The sequence below is a fragment of the Minwuia sp. IMCC3060 genome, assembly GCF_029909435.1.
Taxonomy (GTDB): Bacteria; Pseudomonadota; Alphaproteobacteria; order Minwuiales; family Minwuiaceae; genus Minwuia.
In genome coordinates this window covers 3,748,336-3,764,229 of record NZ_CP123782.1, presented here as the reverse complement: position 1 = coordinate 3,764,229, position 15,894 = coordinate 3,748,336, and the positions used below count along the sequence as shown (strand labels likewise).

The window sequence follows — 15,894 nt, the reverse complement described above, 5'->3', positions numbered from 1 at the left end:
AGGCAGCAAACAGACTCCTCCTCAGCCCTGGGCGTGGAAGGTCCTGCCCAGGCTGCCCGGCGCGCGCAGCATGGCCCGTGTCGGGCTGGCGGAGATGGCGACCAGTACCGCGATGGTCACCAGATAGGGCAGCATCGACAGGTACTGCGACGGGATCGCGATCCCCAGACCCTGCACGTGCAGCTGCAGGATGGTGACGCCGCCGAACAGGTAGGCCCCCAGCAGTGCCCGGTTCGTCCGCCAGCCCGCGAAGACCACGATGGCCAGCGCGATCCAGCCGCGGCCCGCCGTCATCTCCTCCGACCACAGCGGTGTCCGCGCGATGGAGAGATAGGCACCGCCCAGTCCGGCCAGCGCACCCCCCCAGGCCAGCGCAAGCAGCCGGATCAGCACCACCGGATGCCCGATGGCGTGGGCGGCGTCATGGTTCTCCCCCACCGCCTTCAGGATCAGTCCGGCGCGTGTGCGGGTCAGGAACCAGCCGGTCAGCACCAGCAGCAGGATGGACAGGTAGAACATGGGCTCATGACGGAACAGCAATGGTCCGAAGAAGGGAATGTCGGTCAGCACCGGGATCTCGATGCGGGCCAGCGCGGGTATGGAGAGTCCCGAATAGCCACTGCCGAGCAATGCCGACAGGCCCAGCCCGAAGATGGTCAGCGCCAGGCCGGAGGCGACCTGATTTGCCAGCAGGACCTGCGTCATCAGCCCGAACAGCAGCGCCATGGCCGCGCCGGCAATCGCCGCACCCACGATACCGGCCAGATGCGATCCGCTCTCCGCGGTGACGATGAATCCGGCGACGGCGCCGATCACCATCATCCCCTCCACACCGAGGTTCAGCACCCCCGCACGCTCCACCACCAGTTCCCCCGTGGCGGCGAACAGCAGCGGTGTCGCGGCGAGCATCATGCCGAGGATGATGTTGATGGCCAGTTCCATCAGGCGACCTCCCGCACCCGCCTGCGCAGGCGAAAGCGATAGGTGGACAGGACATCCATGCCGAGCAGGAAGAACAGCAGTAGTCCCTGGAACACGGCGGTGACGGCGTTGGGCAGTTGCATGGTGATCTCTGCGGCCTCGCCCCCCAGATAGGTCACCGCCATGACGAATCCGGCGATGATGATACCCAGCGGATTGAGACGCCCCAGGAAGGCAACGATGATCGCGGTGAAGCCATAGCCGACCGGCAGGCTGGGAACCAGTTGTCCCACCGGCCCCGTTGCCTCGAACAGTCCGGCCAGTCCGGCCAGCCCGCCGGAGACCAGCAGGCAGAACCAGATCACCCGCGCCTCGACAAATCCGGCGAAGCGGGCGGCGCGCGGGGCCTCCCCCAGCAGCCGGATCTGGAAGCCGACGACATGGCGACCCAGCAGCAGCCAGGCCACGAACGCGGCCACCAGCGCCGCGAAGAAGCCGATGTGCGCCCGCGTGCCCTCCATCAGCAGCGGCATGGCGGCGGAGCCTTCGAACAGGCGGCTTTCGGGGAAGTTGAAACCGTCCGGATCCCTCAGCGGTCCGGTGACCAGCGCCGAGAGCAGCAGGGTCGCGACATAGACCAGCATCAGGCTGACCAGGATCTCGTTGGCCCCGAAGCGGGTGCGCAGGAAGGCCGGAATGGCGGCCCAGGCCATGCCGGCGGCACAGCCGGTGATCCACATCAGCGGCATCAGCCAGAGGCCGTCGGTGCCGTGAAAGGCCAGACCGACCGCGCCCCCCGCCAGCGCGCCGATGGTGAACTGCCCCTCCGCGCCGATGTTCCAGATTCCGGCACGGAACCCGAGCGAGAGACCGATGGCGATCAGGATCAGCGGCGTCGCCTTCACCAGCAGTTCGGAAAGGTTGTAGAGGTCGGAGAAGGGGCTGACGAAGATCACTGCCACGGTCTGCAGCGGGTCCTTGCCGAGCATCGCGAACAGCACCATGCCGACCAGGATCGTCAGGACCAGGGCCAGCACCGGCGTCAGCCAGAGCATGATGCGGGACGTCTCGGGCCGCCGCTCCAGCCGGATCATGCGGCGTCGTCCTGCTGTTCGCGCGCCGCGCCGCCCATCAGGATGCCGATCTCTGCCACTGTCACGTCGGCGCTGGCGCGGGGGGCGGAAAGGGTGCCGCCGGCCAGGACGGCAAAGCGGTCACAGATCGACAGCAACTCGTCCAGGTCCTGGCTGATGATCAGGATGGCGGCTCCGGCGCGGGCAAGCTGGTCCAGGGCCGTGTGGATCTCGGCCGCCGATTTCGCATCGACACCCCAGGTCGGTTGCGCGGCGATCAGCACGGTCGGTCCCTGCAGGATCTCCCGTCCGATGACGAACTTCTGCAGGTTGCCGCCGGACAGGCTGCCGGCCTGGCGGGTCACTGCCGTGGTGGCAACGTTGAAGGCACTCACGATCTCCGCCGCGAAACGCTTCGCGGCACCGAAGTCCAGGACGCCCCGGCGCTCCAGGTTGCGTCGTCCCCGGGCCGAAATCAGGGTGTTCTCGGTCAGGCTCATGGCGGCGGCGGCCCCGTGACCCAGCCGTTCCTCCGGCACGAAGGCCATGCCCATGGCGCGGCGACGTGTCGGGCCCAGGGTGCCGACCGGCGCGCCATCCAGGCTGACCGCATCCGGGGTCGCGCTGCGCCGTTCCCCGATCAGCGCGGCCATCAGTTCGTCCTGGCCGTTGCCCGCCACCCCGGCGATGCCGATGATCTCCCCCGCCCGCACGTCCAGCGAGATGTCCTTCAGGTCCACACCGAACTCTGTCGCTGCCGGCAGGGTCAGGTGATCGATCGACAGCCGTACCGCCCCCGGTTCCTGCACCTTGCGGATATGGCGGCGGACCGCGTTGCCGATCATCATCTCGGCCAGCGATTCAGGTGTCTCCGCCCCCGGGTCGCAGGTGCCGACCACCCTGCCGCGCCGCAGGATCGTGGCGTGGCTGCAGAGATTCCGGATCTCCCGCAGCTTGTGGGAGATGTAGAGGATGGAACGGCCCTCGTCGCGCAGCTTGCGCAGGACCGTGAACAGCCGCCCGACCTCCCCCGGGGTCAGGACCGACGTCGGCTCGTCCATGATGATCAGCCGCGGCGACTGCAGCAGGCAGCGCACGATCTCCACCCGCTGGCGTTCCCCGACCGACAGCTGGTCCACCCGGCTGAAGGGGTCGAGCACCAGACCGTAGGAGGCCGAGACATCGCGGATCCGGTCCGGCAGATCCGACCCGGCCAGATCGGCAGGCAGGGCGACGGCGATGTTCTCCGCCACCGTCATCGCTTCGAACAGGGAGAAATGCTGGAACACCATGCCGACACCGGTGGCCCGCGCCGCAGCCGGGTTGGCGGGGGCATAGGGTCGACCGTCGAACCGCATGCGCCCGCTGTCGGGGCGCAGCGCGCCATAGATCATCTTCACCAGCGTCGACTTGCCCGCACCATTCTCCCCCAGCAGGGCGTGAATCGTGCCCGGCCCGACGGTCAGGTCGATCCTGTTGTTGGCCACGATCCCGGGAAATGAACGGGTCAGGCTGTCGAGTTGCAGAAGCGGGGTCGTGGTCATGGGTTCCAAGCAATACACGCGGATCGGAACCGATGCCATACCGGTGCTGCCAAACCGGATCGAATGCCGGTATGCTCCCGCCCGGTTTGCACATGGGGAGCACTGACATGACCGACACACCCGCCTTCGAACTGCAGCACTGCCTGATGCCGGCTGAACAGATCCTGCCGATGCTGGAGGGCAAGCGGGAACGCAGCAAGGGCCGTGTCATGGACCCCAAGGCGCAGGTGGTGGCGGAATTCTCCCGCTCCGTCCGCGTGCCCGGCTATTTCCCGCCGCTGCCGGAACTGCGCCAGCAGATCCGCACGCTGGTGCAGCTGCTCGACACGCCCGCGCCGGAACTGAAGCGGATCGAGGACATTCAGGTGCCGGGGGCCGAGGGGCCGGTGAATGCGCGCGTCTATGCCGACAGGGACGGGCCGCTGCCGGTGCTGGCCTTCTTCCATGGCGGCGGCTGGGTCCAGGGTGACCTGGAATCGCACCATGGTCTCTGTGCCCATTTCGCCAGATGGTCCGGGGCGATGGTGGTGGCCATCGACTACCGGCTGGCGCCGGAGACGAAGTTTCCCGGTGGCCTGAACGACTGCATCGCCGCATATGGCTGGCTGCGCGAGCATGCGGCGGAGATCGGTGGCGATCCGGCACGGGTGGCTGTCGGCGGTGACTCGGCGGGGGGCAATCTCTCGATTGCGGTCAGCCAGCAGGCCGCAGCCGCGGGACAGCCGGTGCCGGACTTCCAGTGGCTGATCTATCCGGCCACCGATTTTGCCATGACCGCCGCCTCCCATGATGAATTCGTCGAGGGCGCGATCATCCCGCGCGACCGGGTGATCTGGTACCGCGACCAGTATCTGACGCAGGAATCGGACGGGAAGGACGTGCGCGCCTCCCCCCTGCTGGCCGACAGTCTGGAAGGCCAGCCGCCGGCACTGATCCAGACCGCCGGGTTCGATCCGCTGCGCGACGAGGCGCTGGACTACGCCAACCGCCTGCGCGATGCCGGGGTCCATACCACGCACCACGAATATCCGGGCCAGATCCATGGCTTCATGATGCTGACCAAGGCGATCCCGGAGGGGCTGGAAGCCATCCGCGAAGGTGCGGACTACGCCCGGCGTCACTGGGGCCTCTGAACAGGCGACCGGTCTCAGGTGCCCGTGAGTGCCTCGATGATGCGGAACTTCTGCACCTTGCCCATGGGGTTGCGGGGCAGTTCAGCCGTCACGATGACCCGGCGCGGCACCTTGTAGCCCGCCAGCCGTTCGCGGCAGAACTTCTCCACCGCGTCCGGCTGCAGCTCCGGGTCGCGGCTGACGATCATGGCGGTGACCAGTTCGCCCCAGCGGTCATCGGGCAGGCCGACCACCGCCGCCTCGATGATGTCGGGGTGTTCGTGCAGGATGCGCTCCACCTCCGCGGTATAGATGTTCTCCCCGCCGGAGATGATCATGTCCTTCTTCCGGTCCACGATGCAGAGCCGCCCGTCCGGCTGCCAGATGCCGACATCGCCGGACATGACATAGCCCTGCGCGTGGCCCTCCGGGCGGTGCCATGCGGCCTCCGTCGCGTCGTCGCGTCCGAGGTAGCCGGAGAAATGGGTCAGCGCCTTGACGCCGACTTCCCCCGGTTCGCCCACCGGGCAGGGTTGTCCCGCCTCGTCGAATACCGCGACCTCGTTGCCGAAGGTGGGCCAGCCGACCGAATGGGCCAGCAGGGTCTCCCGGTCCTTGACCTCGAAGGTGACCCAGCCCCCCTCCGTCCAGCCATAGGCCTCCGCGATCTGGGCGTTGGGGAACATCTCCAGGCACTGCTTTGTCAGGGACAGCGGTCCCGGCGCGCCGGAGGAGATCATGAAGCGGAAGGCACTGATCGGCGGACAGTCCTGCCTGCGCCATTCCTCCGCGATCATCGTGGTCATGGAGGGGACGAGGAAGGCGAAGGTGCTCCGCTTCGCCAGCTCTTCCATGGCCAGCGGCGCCTCGAAGCTCTGCATGATGCGGATGCGGGCACCGATGGCCAGCGCCGCGAAGGACAGCCCGGCATAGGACAGGTGAAACAGCGGCCCCGGCACCAGCATCACGTCGCGGGCGGTCAGGCCGAACTCCCAGCCCCAGCGCATGCAGGATGTCAGGTAGTGGTCGTTGGAATAGAGCGCACCCTTCGGGAAACCCGTGGTGCCGGAGGTATAGCCGACCACCGCATGTTCCGCGCCGCGCCCTGATTCGCCGAACACCAGCGGACCGGACCGGTCCGGCGTATCGATGCTGTCGGCATCGATCACGGTGGCACCGGTGGCAGCCGCGAGGGTCCGCGCCGCCTCCATGTAGGGTTCGGCGGCAAGGATCAGCTTGGCGTCCGAATCCTCGATCACGAACTGCATCTCCGGCGGGGCCATGCGGCTGTTCACCGGCACCGCCCCGGCCTCGGCCCACTGACAGGCCATGTAGGCCAGCACGTGATCCGACGCGTTGGGCAGCAGGATGCCGACCATCCGGCCGTGCCGTCCGGCGCCCACCCCGGCGATCGCGTCGGCCAGCGCCAGGATGCGGTCCCGGACCTGGCCGTAGGTGAGCGTCGGGCCGCCCTGCAGCACCTCGATGGCGATGCGGTCGGGGTGATTGATGCAGCGGTTGAGGATGGTCTCGGCAAGGGTCAGGCGCATGGCGATCAGCTCCGTGTCACGATCATGGAGGCATTCTGCCCCCCGAAGCCGAAGGAATTGACCTGCACCACATCGAAATCCAGGTCCTTCGGACGGCCCGTGACGATCTCGAACTCGGCGGCAGGATCGGGGTCCGTGGTATTGGCGGTATGGGCGAAGCGGCCATCGGCCATGCCCAGCAGCCCCTCGATCAGGGCCATGCCGCCCGATGAGGCCCCGGAATGGCCGGTGTGGCCCTTCAGCCCGGTGACCGGCAGCGGTGCCGCCCGACCGGAGGCCTTGCCGTGCACCAGGTTGATCGCATTGATCTCCGCCGTGTCGCCCTTCGGTGTGGCCGTCGCATGGGCGAACAGGCCACCGACATCGGTCGGGCCGATTCCGGCGCTGCGCAGGGCCTTCTGCATGGCGCGGGCCTCCCATTCCCCGCTCGGGTCGGGGGAGGAGGGGTGATAGCTGTCGGCCAGCGAGCCATAGCCGCGCAGGTAGCCAAGTATCCTGGCACCTCGGGCCTTCGCATGGCTTTCCCGTTCCAGCACGATCATTGCCGAGCCTTCGCCGACCACGATGCCGGAGCGGTTGACGTCGAAGGGCAGCATGGCACGCTTCGGGTCCTCGATCGGTCCCTCCATGCCATAGGCGCCGCCGGCGTAGTACATGGCCGGCACGAAATCGCCGTCCTGGGTGCCGTCGGACAGGGCCAGCCCGCCCTCCGTGCCGCCCGCGACGATCACATCGGCCTCGCCTGCGCGGATCAGGTTCGCCGCCGTGCCGATGGCATCCAGCGAACTGGCGCAGGCGGTGGTCACGGTCAGATTGGGGCCGTGCAGCCTGTAATGCAGCGCCACCTGCGCCGCCGCCATGTTGGCCCAGACCTGAAGCTGGGTCTTGCGCGGCACCGCCGTCGGTCCCTGGGTATCCAGCATGTACTGCGCCTTCTGGAACGCACGGACGCCACCGCCGGAGGTGCCATGGACGACACCCGTCCGTTCCGCGTCGAAGCCGCCGCCATCCAGTCCCGCCTGCTGCATTGCCTGGCGTGCGGCGGCTATGGCGAACTGGGCGAACATGTCGGAGCCTTCGGCGACCTTCGGCGACATCCAGTCGTCCGGGTCGAAGTCGGTGACCACGCCCCAGAAGATCTTGCGCGGATCCCGCGCCGGATCATACCAGGGGGCCACGCCGATACCCGTAGCCCCGGCCATGACGTTGGTGTGGAACTTCGGCACATTGCTGCCGAGGGACGAGACGACACCGGTGCCGGTGATCGCGATTGCTTCCATGGTAGTCCTCCCCTTGAGCCAATGCTAAACCGCAACCGGACGCGCGTGAACCGGCAGATGGAGACGCGCATGGCTCATGTGCAGGAGAGTTCGGGATGGCCACCCTGGTGCTTGGCAATCGGATCTATTCGTCCTGGTCATTGCGCGGCTGGCTGCTGGTCCGCCAGGCGGGACTGGCTGTGGAGGAGATCGTCATCCCCCTGCGCACACCTGACACGGCTGCCGCGATCGGGAAGCATTCACCCTCCGGCAAGGTGCCGACGCTGGTGGTGGACGGTCTGACCGTCTGGGACAGTCTGGCGATTGCGGAATATTGCGCGGAGCAGGCACCGGATGCCGGTCTCTGGCCCGCCGATGCGGCGGCCCGCGCGGTGGCGCGGTCGGTTTCGGCGGAAATGCATGCCGGATTCCAGGCCCTGCGCGGGGCCTGGCCGATGAACCTGAAACGCAAGGGGCCGGCACTGGCGCCTGACGCCGCCGTCGCCGCGGACATCGCCCGGATCAGCGCCATCTGGGCCGACTGCCGGGCGCGTTTCGGCGCGAAAGGGTCCGGGGACGACGGACCGTTCCTGTTCGGTGACTGGTGCGCTGCGGACGCCATGTATGCGCCCGTGGTCAGCCGCTTCGTCAGCTATGGCGCACCGCTGGATCCGCAGGCGACAGCCTATTGCGCCGCCGTGATGAACCATCCGCTGATGCGTGAATGGTCCGAACGCGCGGCCAGCGAGACCTGGGCGATCAGCGACATCGACGCGCTCTGACGCGAGTGGGGTGGGGTGCCGCACATCCGGCGGCACCCGTTCCCTGCAGCCTACTTGTGGGTGAACTTCGGCTTCCGCTTCTCGGCGAAGGCGGCCATGCCCTCGCTCTGGTCGTCGGTGGCGAAGAGGGAGTGGAACAGGCGACGTTCGAACATCACGCCTTCGCGCATCATGCTCTCGTAGGCCTTGTTCACCGCTTCCTTGGCCATCATGACGGACGGGCGGGACAGTTCGGCGATGCGGGTGGCGACCTTCAGCGCCTCCTCCACCAGATCGTCGGAGGGGATGATGCGGCTCACCAGGCCGGAACGCTCGGCCTCCTCGGCGTCCATCATGCGCGCGGTCAGCACCATCTCCATGGCCTTCGACTTGCCGACGAAGCGGGTCAGGCGCTGGGTGCCGCCGGAGCCGGGGATGACACCCAGGTTGATCTCCGGCTGGCCGAACTTGGCACCGTCGCCGGCCAGGATGAAGTCGCACATCATCGCCAGTTCGCAGCCGCCGCCGAGTGCGTAGCCGTTCACTGCCGCGATGACCGGCTTGCGGCAGCGGGTGACACGCTCCCAGTTCGCGGTGATGAAGTCTTCCTTGTAGGCATCCATGTAGGACTTGGGCTGCATCTCCTTGATGTCGGCGCCCGCGGCGAAGGCCTTGACCGAGCCGGTGATGACCACGCAGCCGATGGCGTCATCCGCCTCGTAGCCGTCCAGCGCCTGGGACAGTTCGTCCATCAGCTGCTTGTTCAGCGCATTCAGCGCGTCCGGCCGGTTCAGCGTGATCAGGCCGACGGGACCGCGCGTGTCGGTCAGGATGCATCCATAGCTCATCTTCAGGTCTCCCCATGGTCGTGTCAGTTGACTGTTCGGTCTGGCTCAGCCCTCGGGCGAAAGCCGGAAAATCACAAGTGTCTCCCCGTCGCTGGCCGTGACGGCAAGGGTCAGCGCCTCGCCATCGCGCAGGAACCGGTTTGCCCCGATGGCGCGCCAGCCAAGCTCCGGCAGCACCCGCACGTAGTACTGCTCCACTGTCGCCGCCGCAACATCGCCGCGCGCCTCCACCACCACGACGCGGCCCGTGGCGGTCTCGAAGACCGTACCCGCCGCGTCATCCTCCACCAGCCCTTCCGCCAGCGGAATCTCGAGCTGGTCCAGCCAGGGTTCGCCAAGGGCGCTGCCCGCGAACAGGATCAGGGACAGAAGGATCAGCGGGACCTGTTTCATCGCTGGCACACCGGACAGTGGAAGGTCGAACGCCCCGACTGGACGATCCGGGCAATGGTGCCACGGCACTTCGGCTTGCGACAGGGCTTCCCCTCCTGCCCGTAGGCGCGGAAGTCATGCTGGAAGTATCCAAGCTCGCCGGAGGCCTGAACATAGTCGCGCAGCGTCGATCCGCCGGCCGCGATGGCCTCCGTCAGCACATCCTTGATCTCCGGCACCAGGCGCGCGGCGCGGCGGCCGGACACGGTCATGGCCAGCCGGGTGGGGGAGATACCGGCGCGGAACAGCGCCTCGCAGACATAGATGTTGCCCAGCCCGGCGACCACGCGCTGGTCCAGCAGGGCCGACTTGATGGGGGTGCGCTTCGTGGCGATGGCGGCGGACAGGCTGGCGCCGGAGAAGGCGTCGCCCAGCGGTTCCGGTCCCAGATCGCGGAAGAAGCGGTGATCGTCCAGCGCGGCGGTCGGGCAGAGATCGAAATAGCCGAAGCGGCGATGGTCCTGGAAGATCACCACCGTGCCGTCATCGACGGTGAAGACGATATGCTCGTGCGGCTGCTGACTGTTGGGGCGGGCATCATGGATATGCATCCGCCCCGACATGCCCAGGTGGCCGATCAGGGTCTCGCCATTGTCCAGATCATACAGCAGGTACTTGGCGCGGCGGCGCATGGCCTCCACCCGGCGGCCCGTCAGGCGTACGCCCAGATCGGGGGGCAGCGGGAAGCGCAGGTCCGGCCGGTTCACGGCCACATGGGTCAGGCGCCGCCCTGTCAGGCGACGGTCCAGCCCGCGACGAACGGTCTCTACTTCGGGAAGCTCCGGCATGGGGGGCACTGTAGCGTGGCCCCGGCGGCTCCGCTATGGTGCGCCGCATGGTCGAGACACGAAACAGCGATGGTGAATCCATGGCCTCCTTCGGCTTCCGGGAGGTGCCGGAGGCGGAGAAGGCCGGGCTCGTGGGGCAGGTCTTTCATTCCGTAGCGGCACGCTACGACGTGATGAACGATGTCCTGTCGCTGGGGGTGCATCGCATCTGGAAGGACCGGTTCGTCACCGCTCTGCGTCCCAGGGCGGGGGAGAAGGTGCTGGACCTGGCAGGCGGCACCGGCGACATCGCGCGGCTGATCCACCGCCGCACCGATGGCGCGGCCCATGTGACGCTGTGCGACATCAACCCTTCCATGGTGCAGGTCGGGCGCGACCGGCTGCTGGATCAGGGCCTGTTCCGGGGCATCGACTGGACCGTGGGTGACGCCGAGGCGCTGCCGTTCGGCGATGCGCAGTTCGACGCGGTCACCATCGCCTTCGGTATCCGCAACGTGACCCGCATCGACCTGGCGCTGCGGGAGATCCGCCGCGTGCTGCGGCCCGGCGGGCGTTTCTTCTGCCTCGAATTCTCCACCGTCTCGGCGGCGGCGCTGAAGCCATTCTATGACGCATGGTCGTTCCAGGCCATGCCGCGCATCGGCAAGATGATCGCCGACGACCCGGACGCCTATCAGTATCTGGCGGAGAGCATCCGCCGCTTTCCGGCACCGGATGACTTTGCGGCCATGATCAGCGACGCGGGACTGCGACGGGTCGGTTTCGATGCCCTGACGGGGGGAATCGCCGCCATCCATCGCGGCTGGCGAATCTAGCGGATGATCAGACGCCTGACCTATGTCGCGCGGCTGGTCTTCATTGCGCGGACCCTGCAGAAGCATGACGCCCTGTTCCCGCTGGAGCGGCTGGACGCCCCCCCGCTGGTGCTGCGTCTGGCGCGGCTGTTCGCGGGACGGTCGCGGCGCAATCGCGACCGGCGACCGGGGGAGCGGCTGGCCGCGGCGCTGGAGGATCTGGGGCCATCCTTCATCAAGCTGGGGCAGGCGCTCTCCGTCCGCGCCGATCTTCTGGGCGAAGGCATTGCCGATGACCTGGGGCGGCTGCGGGACCGGCTGCCCGAATTCAGCTTCGATGAGGCCCGCCAGACCATCGAAAGCGAACTGGAACACCCGCTGGAGGATCTTTTCGTCGATTTCGGGCGCAAGCCCGTCGCCGCCGCCTCCATCGCCCAGGTCCACTTCGCGACCGTCGCCACCCCGGAAGGCCCCGCGAAGGTCGCCGTCAAGGTGCTGCGCCCCGGCATCGAGGAGAAGCTGCAGCAGGACATGGACCTGTTCTTCTGGCTCGCCCGGATCGCGGAGCGCGCCGACCCGAAACTGAAACGGCTGCGTCCCGTGGACATTGTCCGCACCCTGCAGCAGTCCGTGGCGCTGGAGATGGATCTGAGGCTGGAGGCCGCCGCCGCCGACGAGATGGGGGAGGTCTTCCAGCAGGACCCGGACTTCCGCACGCCGCTGATCGACTGGGAACGCACGGCAGGCCGTGTCATGACCATGGAACGGATCGAGTCCGTGCCCATCGGCGACAATGCGGCGCTGGATGCCGCCGGGATTGACCGTCCGGCGCTGGCGGAACGCGTCATTCGCATCTTCCTGCGCCAGAGCCTGGCGCATGGCTTCTTTCACGCCGACATGCACCAGGGGAACCTGTTCGTCGATCCGGACGGCACGGTGGTGGCCGTCGATTACGGCATCATGGGGCGTCTGGACCACCGTACCCGACTGTTCATGGCGGAGATGCTGGGGTCCTTCATCGCCGGGGACTATCGCCGTGCGGCTGAGGTGCATATCGCCGCCGGTTACGTGCCGCCGGAGACTTCCGTCGATCTTTTCGCGCAGGCCTGCCGCTCCATCGGTGCGCCGATCCGTGGCAAGCCGGTCAGCGAGATCTCCATCGGGCGGCTGATGGCGCAGCTGTTCCGGGTGACCGAGACCTTCGCCATGGAGACGCGCACCGAGCTGCTGCTGCTGCAGAAGACCATGGTGACGGTGGAGGGCGTGTCGCGCGGCATCGATCCGGACATCAACTTCTGGAGCGCCTCGCAGCCGGTGATCGAGGGCTGGGCACGGGACAACCTGGGACCGGAGGCGCGGATCGCCGGGTTCATCACCGACACCCTGGACATCGTGGAGAAGGTGCCGCGCCTGCTGGAGCGGGCGGAGCGGGCCTTCGACCGGATGGAGGCGGTCGAGGTGAAACCGGCGGAAACGCCGGGTTCGGTGACGGCTGGCTGGGCGGTGGCTGCCGGAATTGCCGGTGTTGCCGGGGGACTTCTCGTGGCGCTGCTGCTCGGTGACGCTATCTGGTGAGGGCGTCGCGCCGTGCGCGCAGGGCAGGCTGCAGCAGGCTGAGGATCACCACACCGACGGCGACATAGCCCACACAGCCCGCCGCCAGCATGTCGAAGCTGATCCCGGCATCCAGCAGCAGGCCGAAACAGATCGGGGACGCGGCGGTGGCCATCACCATCGTGGCCTGGATCAGGCTGCGGATCGCGCCAAGGTGGCCGGTGCCGTGCATCTCGGCGAATACCGCGCCCATCAGGGTGAATCCGGCACCGGCGGTGGTGCCGACCAGAACCATGTAGACCAGCGCCCCCAGGGCATGGTCGGTGACGATCAGGCTCAGCGCCGAGAGACCCAGCGCCGGCAGGTAGAAGGGCAGCAGGCGGATGCCGCCGACACGGTCGACGAGGTTGCCCGTGATCAGGCTGGACAGGGCCTGGGCAATGGCGAAACCGACGAAGCAGCTCGCCAGCCATTCCAGGCTCCATCCCTTCACCTCAGCCAGATGCACCTGATGGAAGAACAGGCCGGTGGAGATGAAGGCCGGGGCCATCATGGCGAGGACCTGCGGGTAGAAGACGGGGTCGCGCACGACCTCCGACAGGGTGCGGGACCGGGCAGGGCGGGCGCCTGCCTGCATCGCGTCGGTCAGACCGGCCTGTCGCGCCGTCTCCCGTTCCGCCTGTCCGCGCAGCAGCCAGATCATCAGCGGTGCCACCCCGACCAGCAGCACGATGCCGAAGCCGCCCCAGGTCCAGCGCCAGCCAATCAGACCCAGCAGGATGACCGCCATGGGGGGAAAGATGGCCTCCCCCAGCGGATGCCCCAGGGCCGCCAGGCTGACCGCCTTGCCCCGTGCGCGGTCGAAGTAGCGCGCCATGGCAATGATGGAGACATGGCTCATCAGCCCCTGTCCGGTCAGGCGCAGCAGATAGAAGACAAGGCCGAGGAAGATGGCGGAGGGAACGATCGCGGTCAGTAGGCAGGCCGCCGCCAGTCCGGCGGAGACCATCAGTGTGTAGCGGGTCAGATCGACATGATCGATCTTCCGTCCCAGCCAGATCAGCGTCAGTCCGGCGCAGAGCGTGCCCAGCGAATAGAGCGTCCCGAAGTCACCGTGGCTGAGCCCGAACTCCGCCCGCCATGCCCCGCCGAACAGGGCGATGAAGAAGGTCTGGCCAAAGCTGGACAGGAACGCCGCCGTGACGCCGAACGACAGGAAGCGCCGGTTGGCGGCGATGAAGGAGAGATAGGAGTTCAAGCAAGGGTATCCGGTTCGTCTCAGCGTTCGAAGTAGGCCGGGCGTCCCGCACCCCAGTGGTCGCCCCACATGCGGGAACCGCCATCCACATGCACGATCTCGCCGTTCATGAACTTGCCTGTCGGGCCGCCGACGAAGACCGCCGTCTCCGCCACGTCCCAGAGATCCCCGACCTTCTTCATGGGATTTGAATCCTTGAAGGTCTCGCGTCCTGCGTCGGTGTAGTTCTCGAAGCCGCTGCTGGCGATCGTGCCGATGCCGAGGCAGTTCACCCGGATGTTGTAAGGGGCCCATTCGGTTGCCACGGTCTTCGACAGCGTGTTGACCGCGGAGCGGGACGCCGCCGTATGGGCCATCTGCGGGATGCCGCGATCAACGCTGGCGGTGATGTTGACGATGCTGCCCGGCTGGCCCCGGTCGCGCCAGCGTTTCGCCGCCGCCTGCATCATGTACCAGGTGCCGTTCAGGTTGGTGTCGATCACCGCGTTCCAGCCCTTGACGGAGAAGTCGATGGCGTCCTGCGCGAACTGGCCGCCGGCATTGTTGATCTGCAGGTCCAGGCCGCCGAACCGCTCGAAGGCTGCGCCCACCATGTCGTCGACGGCTTCCGCGTCGCGGATGGTCAGCGCACGGGTCTCCACGTCCCGGCCCAGCCCGGCGATCAGCTCCGCCGTGCGGTCCAGTTTCTCCTGCTTGCGGCCGCAGAGGTAGAGGCTGGCCCCCAGCCGGGCGAAGACGATGGCCATGGCCTTGCCGAACCCGCTGCCGGCACCGGAGACCAGAACGGTCTTGCCCGCGAACAGTCCGTCGCGGAACGACAGCGGCGTTTCCAGCATGTCGGCTTCGGTGAATCCGTATTTTGCCTCTGTGGCCATGGCGTGCCCTCCCCTTCAGCAGTCCTGGTTGCGAACCTACCTTCTGCGCGGGGACTCGTCTGCACGCATGAATGCGGGCCGGATATGCCGGTGCGATGGCAGGGGGTCAGAGTTCCCGCGCGTCCAGCAATTGCCCGGTGACCAGCCCGTCCCAGTTGCGCAGCGGCGGGCGGCAATGGCCGGTCATGGCCGTGCGGATTCCGTCATCCAGCAGCCCGAGGGTATCGAGCACCGACCAGAGGGCCGCAGCCGAGGCACGGGACGCCCCGTCCTCCGCCTTCAGCGCGATGCCGAGCTTCCGTTCCGGCAGATAGACGACGTAGACGCCTTCCGCCCCGGTCTTCGACAGGATGCGCCCGCCGGAGGCACGGATCAGGTCGGTATCCACGCGTTCCGTCCCGCCGATCATCTCCGGGTGGGCCTGCATGGCATGACAGAGGGTGCGGCACGCCTCTGCCCGAGTCGCGCCAAGCCGCCCCGTATCGCCTTCAGCCAGTCGTGCTGCAGCCACCGCGACCGCCGACAGCGGCAGGTTCGGGTTGGGCGCGGAACAGCCGTCGATGCCGAACGGCGTGTCGGACAGGTCGACGTCCGCCATCTCGCCGATGGCAGCGAAGATCCGTTGCTGGACCGGATGCCGCCGGTCCTGATAGTGGCGCACCGGATCGCCCAGGTGCAGCGCGGTGGTCAGCATGCCCGAATGCTTGCCGGAGCAGTTGTTGTGGCGGCGCACCGGCTGCTGGCCCTCGCGGATCAGCGTCGCCTGGTCATCGAGGCGGCGCGGCCATTGCGGCCCGCAGACAAGCGCCTCCTCCGTCAGGCCCAGGCGTGTCAGCCACGCGCCCACCGCACCGACATGGAATTCCTCGCCTTCGTGGGAGGCGCAGGAAAGTGCCAGTTCTGCAGGCGACAGGCCATATGCCCGCGCCGCACCGCTCTCGACCAGCGGCAGCGCCTGCATGGCCTTGATCGCCGAACGGGGGAAGGTCGGCCTGTCGGCCTGGCCGAAGACATGCGTCGCGACGCCGTCCGGGCCGGCGATGACGGCATGGACCTGATGCGTACTCTCGACCACGCCGCCACGCGTGGCCACGATCTCGATTGGCGCGGAATTGCTCATCACTG

15 protein-coding genes are annotated in these 15,894 nt (G+C 67.6%); 4 read left to right on the top strand and 11 right to left on the bottom strand.

Features of this window, described 5'->3' with window-relative positions; genetic code table 11:
- Positions 1–21 precede the first annotated feature (21 nt).
- From QGV54_RS17635 to QGV54_RS17625, 3 genes are read right to left on the bottom strand one after another with little or no spacing between them, the layout of a single operon-like run.
- Positions 22–942: an ABC transporter permease gene (locus QGV54_RS17635; RefSeq protein WP_281019334.1), complete on the bottom strand. Its 921-nt coding sequence runs from the start codon at positions 940–942 to the stop codon at positions 22–24.
- Positions 942–2,015 carry an ABC transporter permease gene (locus tag QGV54_RS17630; protein WP_281019335.1) on the bottom strand — a complete coding sequence of 358 codons (1,074 nt, stop codon included), beginning with the start codon at positions 2,013–2,015 and terminating at the stop codon, positions 942–944. Before QGV54_RS17630 ends, QGV54_RS17635 begins: the two co-directional genes overlap by 1 nt.
- A complete protein-coding gene (locus tag QGV54_RS17625; protein ID WP_281019336.1) occupies positions 2,012–3,538 on the bottom strand; it encodes an ABC transporter ATP-binding protein in 1,527 nt (508 codons plus the stop codon). Before QGV54_RS17625 ends, QGV54_RS17630 begins: the two co-directional genes overlap by 4 nt.
- A 107-nt stretch (positions 3,539–3,645) precedes the next feature.
- Here QGV54_RS17625 and QGV54_RS17620 point away from each other — a divergent pair, with 107 nt between their 5' ends.
- On the top strand, positions 3,646–4,671 hold the full coding sequence (locus tag QGV54_RS17620; RefSeq protein WP_281019337.1) for an alpha/beta hydrolase: 1,026 nt from the start codon (positions 3,646–3,648) through the stop codon (positions 4,669–4,671).
- A gap of 14 nt (positions 4,672–4,685) precedes the next feature.
- Here the strand turns inward: QGV54_RS17620 and QGV54_RS17615 are convergent, their stop codons facing one another.
- Together QGV54_RS17615 and QGV54_RS17610 are read right to left on the bottom strand one after the other, a co-directional pair.
- A complete protein-coding gene (locus tag QGV54_RS17615; RefSeq protein ID WP_281019338.1) occupies positions 4,686–6,200 on the bottom strand; it encodes an AMP-binding protein in 1,515 nt (504 codons plus the stop codon).
- A gap of 5 nt (positions 6,201–6,205) precedes the next feature.
- The gene (locus QGV54_RS17610) at positions 6,206–7,480 is read right to left on the bottom strand and encodes a beta-ketoacyl-[acyl-carrier-protein] synthase family protein (RefSeq protein ID WP_281019339.1); all 1,275 of its coding nucleotides are present in this window, start codon (positions 7,478–7,480) and stop codon (positions 6,206–6,208) included.
- A gap of 95 nt (positions 7,481–7,575) precedes the next feature.
- On the opposite strand from QGV54_RS17610, the gene QGV54_RS17605 reads away from it, so the two are divergent.
- Complete coding sequence (locus QGV54_RS17605) at positions 7,576–8,241, top strand: glutathione S-transferase family protein (protein WP_281019340.1); 666 nt, start codon at positions 7,576–7,578, stop codon at positions 8,239–8,241.
- Between the two features lie 50 nt (positions 8,242–8,291).
- On the opposite strand, the gene QGV54_RS17600 is transcribed toward QGV54_RS17605, so the two are convergent.
- From QGV54_RS17600 to mutM, 3 genes are read right to left on the bottom strand one after another with little or no spacing between them, the layout of a single operon-like run.
- Positions 8,292–9,068, bottom strand: coding sequence for an enoyl-CoA hydratase (locus tag QGV54_RS17600; RefSeq protein ID WP_281019341.1), 777 nt, complete (start codon positions 9,066–9,068; stop codon positions 8,292–8,294).
- Positions 9,069–9,113: 45 nt separating this feature from the next.
- Positions 9,114–9,461 (bottom strand): hypothetical protein, encoded by a 348-nt coding sequence (locus QGV54_RS17595; RefSeq protein ID WP_281019342.1) that lies wholly within the window; start codon positions 9,459–9,461, stop codon positions 9,114–9,116.
- Positions 9,458–10,288 (bottom strand): bifunctional DNA-formamidopyrimidine glycosylase/DNA-(apurinic or apyrimidinic site) lyase, encoded by an 831-nt coding sequence (mutM, locus tag QGV54_RS17590; RefSeq protein WP_281019343.1) that lies wholly within the window; start codon positions 10,286–10,288, stop codon positions 9,458–9,460. Before mutM ends, QGV54_RS17595 begins: the two co-directional genes overlap by 4 nt.
- 47 nt (positions 10,289–10,335) lie before the next feature.
- Here mutM and ubiE point away from each other — a divergent pair, with 47 nt between their 5' ends.
- Positions 10,336–11,103, top strand: a complete 768-nt coding sequence (ubiE, locus tag QGV54_RS17585) for a bifunctional demethylmenaquinone methyltransferase/2-methoxy-6-polyprenyl-1,4-benzoquinol methylase UbiE (protein WP_281019344.1) — start codon at positions 10,336–10,338, stop codon at positions 11,101–11,103.
- Positions 11,104–11,106: 3 nt separating this feature from the next.
- The gene (gene ubiB / locus QGV54_RS17580) at positions 11,107–12,657 is read left to right on the top strand and encodes a 2-polyprenylphenol 6-hydroxylase (RefSeq protein ID WP_281019345.1); all 1,551 of its coding nucleotides are present in this window, start codon (positions 11,107–11,109) and stop codon (positions 12,655–12,657) included.
- On the opposite strand, the gene QGV54_RS17575 is transcribed toward ubiB, so the two are convergent.
- From QGV54_RS17575 to QGV54_RS17565, 3 genes are all read right to left on the bottom strand, one after another.
- Entirely contained in the window at positions 12,647–13,894 is a 1,248-nt protein-coding gene (locus QGV54_RS17575; RefSeq protein WP_281019346.1) for an MFS transporter, read from the bottom strand. The two genes, ubiB and QGV54_RS17575, sit on opposite strands and share 11 nt — an antisense overlap.
- 20 nt (positions 13,895–13,914) lie before the next feature.
- Positions 13,915–14,769, bottom strand: coding sequence for an SDR family oxidoreductase (locus tag QGV54_RS17570; RefSeq protein ID WP_281019347.1), 855 nt, complete (start codon positions 14,767–14,769; stop codon positions 13,915–13,917).
- A gap of 106 nt (positions 14,770–14,875) precedes the next feature.
- The gene (locus QGV54_RS17565) at positions 14,876–15,889 is read right to left on the bottom strand and encodes an asparaginase (RefSeq protein WP_281020001.1); all 1,014 of its coding nucleotides are present in this window, start codon (positions 15,887–15,889) and stop codon (positions 14,876–14,878) included.
- Positions 15,890–15,894 lie beyond the last annotated feature (5 nt).

Bases quoted from the DNA above. Each gene is read 5' to 3' on its own strand.
- QGV54_RS17615 (WP_281019338.1), bottom strand. From the start codon at position 6,200: ATGCGCCTGACCCTTGCCGAGACCATCCTCAACCGCTGCATCAATCAC.
- ubiE (WP_281019344.1), top strand. From the start codon at position 10,336: ATGGTCGAGACACGAAACAGCGATGGTGAATCCATGGCCTCCTTCGGC.
- mutM (WP_281019343.1), bottom strand. From the start codon at position 10,288: ATGCCGGAGCTTCCCGAAGTAGAGACCGTTCGTCGCGGGCTGGACCGT.
- QGV54_RS17630 (WP_281019335.1), bottom strand. From the start codon at position 2,015: ATGATCCGGCTGGAGCGGCGGCCCGAGACGTCCCGCATCATGCTCTGG.
- QGV54_RS17605 (WP_281019340.1), top strand. From the start codon at position 7,576: ATGGCCACCCTGGTGCTTGGCAATCGGATCTATTCGTCCTGGTCATTG.
- QGV54_RS17570 (WP_281019347.1), bottom strand. From the start codon at position 14,769: ATGGCCACAGAGGCAAAATACGGATTCACCGAAGCCGACATGCTGGAA.
- QGV54_RS17620 (WP_281019337.1), top strand. From the start codon at position 3,646: ATGACCGACACACCCGCCTTCGAACTGCAGCACTGCCTGATGCCGGCT.
- QGV54_RS17565 (WP_281020001.1), bottom strand. From the start codon at position 15,889: ATGAGCAATTCCGCGCCAATCGAGATCGTGGCCACGCGTGGCGGCGTG.
- ubiB (WP_281019345.1), top strand. From the start codon at position 11,107: ATGATCAGACGCCTGACCTATGTCGCGCGGCTGGTCTTCATTGCGCGG.
- QGV54_RS17600 (WP_281019341.1), bottom strand. From the start codon at position 9,068: ATGAGCTATGGATGCATCCTGACCGACACGCGCGGTCCCGTCGGCCTG.
- QGV54_RS17635 (WP_281019334.1), bottom strand. From the start codon at position 942: ATGGAACTGGCCATCAACATCATCCTCGGCATGATGCTCGCCGCGACA.
- QGV54_RS17595 (WP_281019342.1), bottom strand. From the start codon at position 9,461: ATGAAACAGGTCCCGCTGATCCTTCTGTCCCTGATCCTGTTCGCGGGC.
- QGV54_RS17610 (WP_281019339.1), bottom strand. From the start codon at position 7,480: ATGGAAGCAATCGCGATCACCGGCACCGGTGTCGTCTCGTCCCTCGGC.
- QGV54_RS17625 (WP_281019336.1), bottom strand. From the start codon at position 3,538: ATGACCACGACCCCGCTTCTGCAACTCGACAGCCTGACCCGTTCATTT.